The organism is Lentzea sp. NPDC004782 (assembly GCF_040609115.1).
Classification (GTDB): domain Bacteria; phylum Actinomycetota; class Actinomycetes; order Mycobacteriales; family Pseudonocardiaceae; genus Lentzea.
In genome coordinates this window covers 40,993-53,297 of record NZ_JBEXJN010000051.1, presented here as the reverse complement: position 1 = coordinate 53,297, position 12,305 = coordinate 40,993, and the positions used below count along the sequence as shown (strand labels likewise).

General features: G+C 69.4%; 8 protein-coding genes. 2 read left to right on the top strand and 6 right to left on the bottom strand.

Annotated features, from left to right (window positions below):
* Positions 1–72: 72 nt before the first annotated feature.
* Together ABZV40_RS35650 and ABZV40_RS35645 are read right to left on the bottom strand one after the other, a co-directional pair.
* Positions 73–3,093: an amidohydrolase family protein gene (locus tag ABZV40_RS35650; RefSeq protein ID WP_355451963.1), complete on the bottom strand. Its 3,021-nt coding sequence runs from the start codon at positions 3,091–3,093 to the stop codon at positions 73–75.
* Between the two features lie 210 nt (positions 3,094–3,303).
* Entirely contained in the window at positions 3,304–3,693 is a 390-nt protein-coding gene (locus tag ABZV40_RS35645) for a hypothetical protein (protein WP_355451960.1), read from the bottom strand.
* Positions 3,694–3,949: 256 nt separating this feature from the next.
* On the opposite strand from ABZV40_RS35645, the gene ABZV40_RS35640 reads away from it, so the two are divergent.
* Together ABZV40_RS35640 and ABZV40_RS35635 are read left to right on the top strand one after the other, a co-directional pair.
* Positions 3,950–6,751, top strand: coding sequence for a S8 family serine peptidase (locus ABZV40_RS35640; protein WP_355451957.1), 2,802 nt, complete (start codon positions 3,950–3,952; stop codon positions 6,749–6,751).
* 32 nt (positions 6,752–6,783) lie between these two features.
* Complete coding sequence (locus ABZV40_RS35635; protein WP_355451954.1) at positions 6,784–7,938, top strand: metallophosphoesterase; 1,155 nt, start codon at positions 6,784–6,786, stop codon at positions 7,936–7,938.
* Here the strand turns inward: ABZV40_RS35635 and ABZV40_RS35630 are convergent.
* From ABZV40_RS35630 to ABZV40_RS35615, 4 genes are all read right to left on the bottom strand, one after another.
* On the bottom strand, positions 7,925–8,455 hold the full coding sequence (locus tag ABZV40_RS35630; protein ID WP_355451951.1) for a histidine phosphatase family protein: 531 nt from the start codon (positions 8,453–8,455) through the stop codon (positions 7,925–7,927). The genes ABZV40_RS35635 and ABZV40_RS35630 overlap by 14 nt on opposite strands.
* A complete protein-coding gene (locus ABZV40_RS35625; protein ID WP_355451948.1) occupies positions 8,452–9,369 on the bottom strand; it encodes a hypothetical protein in 918 nt (305 codons plus the stop codon). The genes ABZV40_RS35630 and ABZV40_RS35625 overlap by 4 nt, the downstream gene beginning before the upstream one ends.
* A gap of 289 nt (positions 9,370–9,658) precedes the next feature.
* Entirely contained in the window at positions 9,659–10,849 is a 1,191-nt protein-coding gene (locus tag ABZV40_RS35620; RefSeq protein WP_355451945.1) for a sugar efflux transporter, read from the bottom strand.
* A 63-nt stretch (positions 10,850–10,912) separates the two neighbouring features.
* Positions 10,913–12,265 (bottom strand): gamma-glutamyltransferase, encoded by a 1,353-nt coding sequence (locus ABZV40_RS35615; RefSeq protein ID WP_355451942.1) that lies wholly within the window; start codon positions 12,263–12,265, stop codon positions 10,913–10,915.
* Positions 12,266–12,305 lie beyond the last annotated feature (40 nt).

Here is a 12,305-nt window from a genome sequence, read left to right as displayed (position 1 = left end):
CTGCCGCACTGCCCCTCTGCCGCACGGCTTCGCGAGCGGCAGAGGGGGTGGCCGACCTGGAGCCCTGACGCGTCAGTGCTCGCAGCAGACGTGCTCGGACCACTCCGGCTCGTGCCACCAGTGCTTGTTCTCCGCCGACGGCAACGGGTCGAGCGCGTCCGTCGTGGACAGCGGCTGGGCCTGCTTCTGGTACGGCTTCAGCAGATCCGCGACCGAGTGCAGCCGTCCGCCGACCATGACCTGCCGGACGTTCGCCGCCGCCTTGATGTCCGCGAGCGGGTTGCCCTCGACGAACGAGATGTCCGCCGGGGCGCCGGGCTTGATCGCGCCGAGCGGCAGGCCGAGCCAGCGGGCCGGGTTGCGGGTGGCGGTGATCAGGGCCTCGCGCGGGGTGAAGCCGTACTTGACCATGGCGCGCAGGTTCATGTGGGTGGCGGTGGCCGGGGAGTCCAGTGGCGCGTCGGTGCCGCAGATGACCAGGCCGCCGCCGCGGTGCACGGCGAGGGCGAACGTGACCCAGCCGCGCAGGACGTCCGGCGACCAGGAGGAGGCCGGGGTGCCCGCGTTGTTGGCGTCGGTGACGTAGCGGTCGTACTCCCACGGCGGGAACAGCACGCGGGTGCGCTCGTCGGTCACCAGCGACTTGTCCTCGGTGAACAGGGCGCGGCTGTGGAACAGGGTCGGGGTCATCGACATGCCGGAGCTCGTGAAGATCTTCACCACGTCCTGGTAGGCGTTGCCCTGCCGGGTCACGGTGTGGGAGTAGCCGAGGCGGTTCGTGGCGCCGACGTGTTCCATGCCGTCCATGCCGAGGTTGGCGGCCGGGTAGTGGTAGTGCGAGGACAGCGGAACCTTCGAACGCTGGACGGCCGCGCGCTGCAGTTCCACGGGCAGGCGGACGTAGGTTTTGATCAGGTCGTACGCGAGCTCGTGGGCGCGGCGCAGTTCCAGGTCGAGCTGGGCCCGTGACAGCGTGGGGCGCATGAAGTTGTAGTAGACGCGGGAGCCGTCGACGGCCTCGCCGGTGGCGTAGAACCGCGGCCCGGTCAGGGTTCCCGCGGCCAGCGCCTCGCGGGTCTCGACCATCTGGTAGACCGGGTCGCCGGGCGAGCGGACCGTGGTGATGCCGTACGAAAGCCACAGGTTGCCCTGGCGCGCACCCCACTGGCGGCCGCGCAGGTGCCAGTGGTTGTGGGCGTCGATCAGGCCGGGGATGGCGGTCAGGCCCGACGCGTCGACGTCGGCACGGCCCTGGTGCGGACGGATTTCGCGGACCACGCCGCTCTCCACGACGATGTCGACGTCTTGGCGCAGGTCCTGCGCCTCGCCGTCCCAGTACGCACCGGCGTGGACGACCTCGCGCTCAGGCGCCTTGGGCCTGGCCCAGTTGAGGTGCACCCGGATCGTGGAGGTCTTTCCGTCCAGAGTGGACTTCCGGAGCCTGCCGTTGTTCAGGTACACCAACGCATCGCTGCCGTGCCACGCCAGCGAGTCGGTGACCTCGTGGGTGACCTGGCGCGGCTCGCCGGTGAAGTTCCCCTTGGCGTCCACGGGAACAACCCAGGCCACGCTCTCCACGACGAACGCGAGGTGCTTGCCGTCCGGCGACCAGACCGGACCGTCGTCGCCGCGGGTGGCGATCGACCGGAACGGCATGGGCTCGGTGTACTTGAGCTCGCCGCTGACGAGGTCGACGCTCAGGATCTGGCTCGTGCCCTCGCGGAACCGGCGCGAGAACGGCTTCACCGCCGCCAGCGCGACGACCGTGCCGTCCGCGGACCAGGTCGGGCGGCCGGGCTGGAAGAGCGTCGGCGTGATCTGACGACGGCCGGTGGCGTCGACGACCCACACCTGGCCGTCCTGGTCCACGTAGGCGACCTTGGTGCCGTCCGGGGAGAAACGCGGCGTGGTCTGCGCACCCGGCGCGGGCGCGTAGAGCTCGTCCTCACCCGTGTTCAGGTCGCGCAGCCAGAGCTGGGCGACGCCGGTGCGGTCGCTGGCGTAGATCAGCTTCGTGCCGTCCGGCGAGAAGTCGGGGTCGGAGTCGAAGTACCCGCCGTCGGTCAGCTTGGTCGTCTTGCCGTTGCCGAGCAGGTAGAGGGAGTTCAACGCGCGGAACGCGATCTTCGAGCCGTCCCTCGACACGACCGGTCCGGCGATGCCCTTGACCGGCCCGGCGACGAGGTTCCTGGTGCGCCGCTGCGGCCGTGCCGTGCGCACGGGAACGGTGACCTCGAACGGCACGTCGGTGACGGAACCGTTGGCGTACCAGCGAATCTTGCCGTCCGCGGTGTAGAGGGCGCGGTCGCCGTCCCACCGCGGCGCGAACCCGAACACGTCCTGACCGGTGACCAACGCCGTCGTGCCGAGCACCAGCTCGGCCTGCCCGGGCCGCATCCGCGTGTAGCTGGGCTGGTCACCGGGCCCGAACGCGGCACCGAACAGCTGGAAGCCCGCGGGTGCCGTGACGAGCCGTTCCCGCTTGCCGTCCAGCGTGACCGTGTCGACGGCCGCATTGCCGACGGTGAAGATGATCCGCTTGCCGTCCCGCGACCACTGCGGTGCGGCCGCCTCGTCCGGAACCCCGGTGAGCTGCGTGATCGCCCCGGAAGCCACGTCCAGCACGTGCACGCCGTAGCTGCCCGCCCGGTCGCTGACGAACGCGATCTGCTTGCCGTCCGGCGAGAACGCGGGCTCGCGGTGGTCGTACCTGCCCTGCGTGAGCTGCCGGAGACCGCTGCCGTCGAGCTCGATCACGTAGAGGTGGTAGTTGCCGTCCCGATAGGACTGGAACGCGATCCGGTTGCCCGGCCCGAACGACGGCAGCGTGGCGTCCTGCAGCTCGTCGGTCAGCTTCCGCGCGGCACCACCCGCGGCCGGCAACACCCAGATCGCCGTGACCAGGTCGATGGCGAGCCATTTGCCGTCCGCGGAACGGGAAACCGAGATGTTGGTGCCCTGCGTCAACCGGACACCGGACCCGGCCTGCGCAGAAGCGGCCTGCGCGGAGCCGATGGTGAGCGTGGACGCGGCCGTGGCGACGGCGGCGGCCTGGCCGGTGCGGGTCAGCAGTTCACGACGTGACAGATCCATGTTGCGCGGCACTCCCCCGAGAGTTGATCCCCAGTGGGTTCCACCCTGCCACCGCAGGTCCGGAACACATCGGCCATTCAGCCCAGCGTCCGGCCAGTGACCGCCTTGACGTCCGTCCCTCCGGCACCCAGTTGGCGTGCGGAGTGCCGGATGAAGGGCTCCTTCATCCAGCTGAGGTGCAGGAAGGAGCCCTTCATCGACGTCGGCCTACTAGATGACGAGCGCGCCCTCGATGCGGGCCACCATCGCGTCCTCGGCGTCCACCACCACGCCGTCGGCCTCAGCGACCTCGCGGCAGATGGCCAGCACGGCGCGCGGGAACGACGAGGCGTCCTCCGGCGAGCGGGCCGAGAGGATCTTCATCGAGCGGCGCAGTGCCTCCAGGATGACCGGCTCGATCTCCTCGTCCGTGCCGGCCGGGACGGACGGGCGGGCGGCGCCCATCACGGTGCGCAGGTCGGGGCTCAGGTTGCTCAGGGCGCGCAGGCCGGCGAACCGCTCCTCCAGCACGGGGCCGGGGTCGGCGTGGGAGACCAGCAGCATCGCGCCGTACACGGCGGTGCGCAGCGTGCGGCTCTCCTCGTCGGTGTAGAAGATCATGGGCCCCACTCTATGTCGGCTCGTTCGGACTACGGTCAACGGTTGTGGCCGTTCCGGCACTTGTCCCGGAACGGTCGGCGCCGGAAGCGTGACCTGCATGAAAACGTTTCGCAGATCCGCTCTGGCCACAGCCGCCGTCTTGTTATCAGGACTCGCGGTCGCGCCGGCGGTTGCCTCTCCAACGCGAACTGGGACCGTCCTCATCACCGGCGACCGCGTGAATGTCGTCACACAGCAGGGAAAACCACCGAAAGTCGTGATCAAACCCGCTCCCGGACGCGAGCGGATGCCGTTCCTGCAGACCGTCGACGAGGGCCGGGTGTCGGTCATCCCGTTCGACGCTCAGCAGCTCGTCGTCAACGGTGTGCTGGACGCGAAGCTGTTCGACGTCAGCAAGCCCGCGACCAAAGCGATCATCCACTACGCCGGCGACCACTTCACGTCGATGAACATCACCGAGAACCTGTGGCACCAGCTCAACCCCAAAGCACCCGCACAGGCCACCGAACTGCCCGGCATCACGAAGATCAGCCCGGACCGGATCTTCCGGCCGCTCGACCACGAGAGCGTCCCGCAGATCAAGGCCCCCAAGGCCTGGCAGCGCGGCTACACCGCGAAAGGCGTGAAGGTCGCCGTCCTCGACACCGGCGTCGACCAGGACCACCCCGACCTCAAGGGCCGCATCAAGGCCACGAAGAACTTCACCGGCGATGACAACGATGTCACCGACGAGCACGGCCACGGCACGCACGTCGCGGGCATCATCGCGGGCTCGGGACCGGAGCCGGGCACGGCACCGGACGCGGACCTGTTGATCGGCAAGGTCTGCGGGCCGAGCTCTTGCCAGGAGTCCGCGATCATCGCGGGCATGCAGTGGGCGGCCGAGCAGGGTGCCAAGGTCGTGAACCTCAGCCTGGGCGGTGACGCGACCGACGGCACCGACGAGCTCAGCCAGGTGCTGAACACGTTGAGCGCCAAGTACAACACGCTCTTCGTCGTCGCGGCGGGCAACGAAGGGCGCGAGGAGTCGGTCGGCTCACCGGCGGCGGCGGACGCGGCGCTGGCGGTCGCGAGCGTGACCAAGCAGAACCGGCTCAGCTACTTCTCCAGCCGCGGCCCGCGTCTCGACGGCGCCGTGAAGCCGGAGGTCAGCGCGCCCGGTTACGCGATCGCGGCGGCACGGGCGCGCAACACGTCCATGGGCTACCCGCTCAACGACCGGTACACGCTGGCCAGCGGCACGTCGATGGCCACCCCGCACGTCACGGGCGCGGCGGCGATCCTGGCAGGCCGGCACCCGGACTGGTCCGCCGCCCGCCTCAAGGCCGCTCTCACGAACACCACGGATGCGGCCGGCGCGCAGGTGTTCGAGGAGGGCACCGGCGTCGTGAACCTCGACAGGGCAACGAAAACGCAGGTCACCGCCGAGCCCGCGACCCTGGAGCTCGGCACCGGCACCATCACCTACCGCAACGACGGCCCGCAGAAGATCAAGCTCACGATCACCAAGCCCAGCAACGTCGAAGCCGACCGCACCACCGTCGAGGTCCCGGCCAAGGGCACCGCGACCGCGACGTTCAAGGCCGTCAGACCGGGTGCCGGTGACGTGATCATCGCCAAGGACAACAACAACGTCCTCCGCACGGCGGTCTCCACACGAACGAAGAACGAACCCACCGGCCGGCTCGAGGTCGGGTCGATCGCCAGGGACGGCGCACCGAACGGCACCGGCGGCTACGGCTTCCTGGTCGCGATGGCCGATCACACGAACAAGAAGCTGTACGCCGGTGGCATCGGCAACGGCCGCGGCCTGCAGGGCGACGTCCCGCAGGGCCGCTACACCGTCTTCGCGTGGGTCCCGAGCCCGATCGACGGCCGCCCGCCGTGGGAACCGTCGCAGACCCTCGTCGCCCAGGACGTCATGGTCGGCCCGAACGGCGCCGAGGTGACGCTCGACGCGCGCGCAGGGCAGCGGCTCCAGGCCACGGTCAACGGCGCCACCGGCACCGGACTCCTCGGCACCAGCCTGGGCACGCCGAACGGTTCGGCGTTCGCGAGCCAGGGCGACGACGTGTACGTGGTCCCCGGCACCGCGAACGGCATGATCTACACGGCGGTGCAGTTCGCCAGGAACGTCCAGGGCAGCACGTCCTGCGGTGACACCACGAGCACCTGCGCGATCGCGGTCAGCGAGGAGAACGCCCTCACCGCGACGTTCCCGGACGTCAAGGACGCCGACCTGGCCAAGGCAACCGCCAAGATCGGCAAACCGGAAGCGACCGGCGAGTGGATCACGTTCGCCGAGCACCCGCTCTCCACGCCCCCGCCCGGTGACGCGGCCGAGAACGTCACGTTCCCCGGCACGCACACGACCTGCTACCACTCGACCGGCGACGTCGAGTGGTGGTCGGCCCAGACGCGGGACCAGCTCGTCCTGCAAGCACAAACCTGGCGCCCGTACACCAATGGCAAGACGTACGAGGAGAAGTGGAGCCACGGCGCGTACGGCCCGTCCGTCACGTCCACCACGATGCGCCGCGACGGCGACATCATCACCGCCAACACCGCGCTGCTGTCCGACTCGACGCCCGGCCACTACGGCTTCGCGGGCGACCGGGAGATCGAGGGCCGCGTGGAACTGCACCGCGACGGCAGGCTGGTCGACGGCATCAGCCACCCCGACGGCGGCACGTTCCAGGTCCCGCCCGGCAAGGCCAGGTACCGGCTGGAGGCCGTCACCAAGACCGTCCAGGCGGCGTGGGAGTTCGACTCGAAGGAAACCGGCCCGCTCCCCCTCACCGCGGTCCGGTTCGACGACCGCGACGGCGGCACCATCCCGTTCCGCCTCGACCGGACGACCACGGCCGGTCGAACCAAGAAGCTGACCGTGGACGTGTCCTACGACGACGGCACGACGTGGCAGCGGGCGTCCTACGCATTGTTCGGCGACCACGGCGTTCTGCTCAAAGTGAAATCCGGCCCGATTTCGCTGAGAACACGTGTGACCGACGTCAACGGCAACTCGGGCGAGCAAACCCTCATCCGCGCGTTGACATAAATTGAAGTTCAGGACCCTCAGGAGGATGAGCGATGACGACCACGGCGACCCGGCCCCGCATCACGGTACGGCGTGTGGTCTTCACGCTCGTCCTGCTGAGCGTCACGACGCTGCTGTTCTGGGTCCCGTTCGAGGGCCTGTTCGCCGCGAGCGCGGAGTGGCCCGACCCGGTCCGCCCGATCGCCGCGGTCGTCTTCGCCGCCGGCGCCATCAGCATGATCGTGCTGTTCACGCAGCGCACGAGCGACCGGGCCGCGCGGATCTCCCAGTTCCTGCTCGGCTTCGTGTGGATCGCGTTCGTGTGGACGCTGATCACCGACGTCCTGCGGCTCGCCCTGGCGATCGGCGGCGTGGAGAACCCGTTCCGCTCCCGCCTCATCGCCGTGTTGTTGGCCGTTCTCATCGTCACGATCACGGCCTACGGCGTGTACGAGGCCATGCGGGTGCCGCGGATCAAGCGCCAGGACGTGACGATCCCGCGCCTCGACCCGGCGTTCGACGGCCTGACCGTCGCGGTCATCACCGACACCCACTACGGCGCCATCAACCGCACCAAGTGGTCCAAGGGCATGGTCAAGGCGGTCAACGAGCTGAACGCCGACATCGCCGTGCACGTCGGTGACATCGCCGACGGCACCGCCGACCAGCGCCTGGAGCAGGCCACCCCGCTCGGCGACGTCAACACCGAGCACCGCTTCTACATCACCGGCAACCACGAGTACTACTCCAACGCGCAGGGCTGGATCGACCTGATGACCCGCCTGGGCTGGAAGGCGCTGCACAACGAGCACGTGGCGCTCGAACGCGGCGACGCCCGCCTGGTGTTCGCGGGCATCGACGACATCACCGCCGACCACTCCGGCGAACCCGGCCACGCCGCCGACCTCGCCCTGGCGCTGCGCGGCACGTACGGCAGCGACCCGGTCGTGCTGCTCGCCCACCAGCCGTCGGAGATCCGCAAAGCCGTCGAGGCGGGCGTGGACCTGCAGCTGTCCGGGCACACGCACGGCGGGCAGATCTGGCCGTTCCACTACCTGGTGCGGCTGCAGCAGCCGGTGGTCGCCGGCCTGAGCAGGCACAGCGACCGGACCCAGCTCTACACCAGCCGCGGCGCCGGCTTCTGGGGCCCGCCGATGCGCGTCTTCGCCCCCAGTGAGATCACCTTGCTGACGCTCAAAGCCCGCTGAGGTGGCCGCCGTCGTTGAACCTGAGCAATGACGGCGGTTTGCCCGTGGTGTAGCGGATGACGGTCAGCGCGGCGTTGTCGTGGTTCAACGACAGCCACCGCTCGGGCGGGGCGTCCAGCGCGTCCCGCACCAGCCAGCCGATCAGGAACGAGTGCGTCACCACCAGCACCGGGCCGTCGCCGGGCCGGGCGAACCGCGTCTCGGCCTCGTGCGCCAAAGCAGGACCGCGCGTGCGTTCCGACTCGGGGAACTGGTCGAAGAACTCGTCGTGGTCGGGAACGAAGTGCGGCACGAAGTCGTCCGCCGCGGCCTCGACCCGGCAGGGCACCTTCAGCACCTCGGCGATGATCGACGCGGTCTCGGTCGCCCGCGGCGCCGGACCGTGGTGCACCGCCGCGAAACCAGTACTCCGCAACCGTTCCGCGAGCAGCTCGGACTGCCTGCGGCCGCGTGCGGTCAGCCTCGACTCGTCCTTCGTCGCCTCACCGTGCCGGACCAAGTGCAGATCTCTCGTCACGCCGTGCAGTCTGCCTTGATGGCACTCGCGGCGTGATGGGCGTAGGTGGGTCCGGAGTTGTTCCAGTCCTGACCTCGCGTAAGAAGCTGCACGGTGAGGTTTCCGCTGGCCTTGAACTTCCCGACGCCGACCCACTGGCCGCGCTTCTCGACCTGCTTGATCGCGAACGACGCCATCGGGGTGCCGCCGATGCCGTTGCGGTCGAAGACGTAGTACACGGTCGGGTTACCGCCGACCTCCTCCAGGCTGCCGTTCGGGATGAACACCGAGACGTCGCAGCTGCCGGCGGCGGTGAACGTCCACAGCCCGTACGCCGAGGGGTCGTCGCGGCGCGCGTCGCCGGACATCGGGATGGACACGAACGTCGACCCGCACTTGCCGTCACCGTGGTCGACCCAGCCCTTGCGGCCGTCGCGGTACTCGCCGACGCTGCTGTAGCCACCGCAACCGGGCCCCATCGTCACCGACCTGGGGCCGCCAGGAGCCTTGTTGTCGGCGGGCGGCGGTGCGTTGACGGGCGTCGTCGTCGGCGTGATCAGACCTAGTGCCGACGACGCGAGCGTGGGGTCCATGCTGTTCGACGGCGCCGACGACGACTCGTCCGGCAGCTCCTCCGGCGGCGTGATCAGGCCGGGCACGTAGCTGTGCGAGGGCTGCGCGACGTTGGTGTCCCCCTCGCCCGACCCGCCGCTGAACGTCACGATCGCCACCCCGGCGAGGACGAGCAGCGCGACCACCGCGACGATCACGGCGACGCGCGGCGTGAGCTGGCGGCCCGGCGGCTTCTCCTCCGGTGCCGGCAGGTCACCGGCCGCGGCCCAGCGTTCGCGGCCCCTGGCGCGGGCGGCCTCCATCAACGCCGGGTCGGGCGCGAGGTGACGCTCGGTCGGTTCGTCGGGGTACTGGGTCGGCACGGAGCGCAGTGTGCCAGCACCACAGGGTCACCCGAACGCGTGGTTATTTCACCAATAGGTCGTTTGTGACCAATTAACCGCACGCTGTGTTGACGGGCAGACTGTTTCGTCTACGTTCCGTCACGATGAACAGGTAGGCCACCTGACCGTTCTTGACTCGTGAGTCAGGCTAACTACCGCCCCGCACCTGCGCACACTCGATCCGCCTGTGACACACGACCGGATCTTGTCCCGCTCGTCCGGTCACGGTCGGGAAACACCTGCAGCACGCCTTGATCTCACGGGCGGTTCAGCGCAGCAGAACCGGTTCGGAACGGCGGGTGAACCTGCCCGCAACGAGAAGCAACATCAGTCCGAGCACACACATAGTGAGGGTGAACCCGTAGATCCAGCGGAACCCGAACTGCTGCGCCACGCCGAGCAGCGCGCCCGAGATCATGCCGCCGACGACCTGGGTGTTGCTGAAGATCGTCGTGGCGTGGCCGGGCCGCTCGGGGTCGAGGCTCTGGAAGTACGTGATGCCCACCCCCATCACCAGCGAGATGACGGTGGCGTGCAGCACCTGCAACGCCAGCACCTGCCAAACGGCGTGCGTGAACAGCATCAGTCCGTGGTAGCTCAACGAGATCGCGGCACCGATCACCACGAGCTTGTGCTGCGACATTCGGTTGGCCAGCGCCCCGAACCACAGCATCATCGGGATCTCCAGCGCCGCGCACAGCCCCATCGCGAGTCCGGCGTCGCCCGCGGTGCCCTTCAGCTCGGTCGTGACGAACAGCGGCAGGCCACCCACCGCGAGCCCGACCGAGCCCTGCAGGAACACGAAAGCCGCAGCGACGAACGGGAAGCCGGCGCGCGTGTGGCCCGTTTCCTCGACCACCGGCGTTTCCTCGGGCTCCGCGGCCGGCACCGGCAACAGCACGGCGAGCACCGCGACGCCGAGCTGCAGCAGGGCCGTCGCACCGTACAGGCCCACCCAGCCGACGTTCGCGACGACCAGCGCGGCCAGCGGCGGGCCGGCCACCCACGCGACGGAGAGCAACGTGCGCAGGACGCTGACGACCATCGACGGTCCTTGTGAGACCTGACGGCCGTACGCGAAGAGCTGGGGCAGCAACGACGACGTGATCGCCACGAAGATCACCGTGGTGCCGAGCAGGAGCCAGTAGTCGCGCAGGACGGCGAACAGGCCGTAGCCGATCACGCCGGCGACACCGCCCGCGGCCAGCGTGTACCGGCGCTGGACCCGGCCGTCCGACAATTTGCCCAGGATCGTGCTGGCGACCACGGACGCGAGCGGGCTCGCGATCAGGAACACGCTGAGCTGGAGCGGTGTGACCTTGACCTCGGTGGTCAGGAACAGCGAGTTGAACGGCAGCGCGAACGCCATCGAGACGCCGCACACGACGCTGATGACGGAGAGTTGCAGGAACGTTCGGGACAGGAGCGGCGAGGATGTTCTCTCGCGAAGTGCCGTCACCGCTCCATCGTGCTTGTCGACCCGTCAATCAGGAACTGAATTTCCCATTCTGCGGGCAAAGTCTCACACAATGATCACCGCACCGTCGCGACGGTGATCCCCACCACCCCTGAGCAGTCCTGATCCGGTCATCTCGACGACCTGGCAACCGCCGAAGAACATGTTCAGCGCGCGGAATCGCGTCACCGGGAGTTCACTTTCCGGTCTGATTCCCGGTTCGACGTGGAGGTGGTCTCCACCCAGGTGCAGCCGGGGCGCGTCCACGGCGTCCTGGGCGGGCATGCCGCGGTCGAGGACGTTCACGAGCACCTGCAGGATCGCGCCGCAGATCCGGCTCGACCCGGCGCTGCCCAGCACGAGTTCGGCCTGGCCGTGCCGGGTGACGACGGTCGGCGCCATCATCGACGGCAGCCGGTCGCCGGGCGCGTGGCTGAAGAACCCGTCCGGTGACAGGTCCTCCTCGCCCATCATGTTGTTGAGGTGCACGCCCGCGATGGAGATGCCGGAGCCCGCGCCGTTCGTGGTGGTGACCGAGCAGGCCGTGCCGTCGGCGTCGAGCACGGAGATGTGCGTGGTGGAGCCGAGGCGGTTCAGGTGCGTCTTCGGCGCCGCCATCGCGCGGATGAGGTCTCGCTGCGACGGGTTGTCCGGCAACGCTTCCAGCATCTGCGTGAGCAACGCACCGCCCGCCGCGGGTGGTGGGTTCGTGTGCACGTCCCGCCCGCGATGGCGCACGTGCAGCGGTTCCCTGGACACGACCCGGTAGGCCGCGAGGTCCGCGCGCGAGAGATCGCCGCCGTCCGCGGTGATCGTGTCGGTGATCTCGGCCGCGATGTCCCCGGTGTAGAACGGGGCGGCGCCGTCCTGGCCGAGCCGGTCGAGCGCCTCGGCGAGCTCGGGCTGGACGAGGAGCTCGCCCTCCTCGAACGCGGTCAGGCCGGCACTGCGGGCGAGCGGCACCAGCAGTGAGGTGACGTAGGCCTGGTAGCGGTTGACCCGGTGGCCTTCGCGGGCGTGTTTCGCCGCCGTGGCCACGAGTTCGCTCAACGGCGCACGGCCGTACGTGGCGGCTTCGGCGGCACCGGCGGGCATGCCGTAGGCGGCGACGGAGGACGGTCCGACGTGGAACTCCTGCTCGGCGTCACCGAAGTGGACGATGATCGGGGTGAGCGGAGCCCTTGTGCCACTTGCGTTCCGGCCCGGCGCCTCGGCCGAGAAGTCCAGCAGCACCGGAGGTTCGCCGACCGGGGCGATGAGCATGTACCCGGCCGCGCCGAGACCGGTCAGCAGCGGCTCCGTCACGCACGACGTCAGCATCGCCGCGATGGCCGCGTCGACCGCGTTCCCCCCGTCGCGCAGCATCGCCGCGCCCGCCTGTGCGGTGAGCGGGTGGCCCGCCGCGATCGCGCCTCGCACCGTTGACCTCCACAAAAGAGAAGGCAATCAACGGTAGACC

What these genes read in the sequence shown, in the direction of transcription:
- ABZV40_RS35635 (WP_355451954.1), top strand. Translation starts at nt 6,784, where the DNA reads ATGACGACCACGGCGACCCGGCCCCGCATCACGGTACGGCGTGTGGTC.
- ABZV40_RS35645 (WP_355451960.1), bottom strand. Translation starts at nt 3,693, where the DNA reads ATGATCTTCTACACCGACGAGGAGAGCCGCACGCTGCGCACCGCCGTG.
- ABZV40_RS35650 (WP_355451963.1), bottom strand. Translation starts at nt 3,093, where the DNA reads ATGGATCTGTCACGTCGTGAACTGCTGACCCGCACCGGCCAGGCCGCC.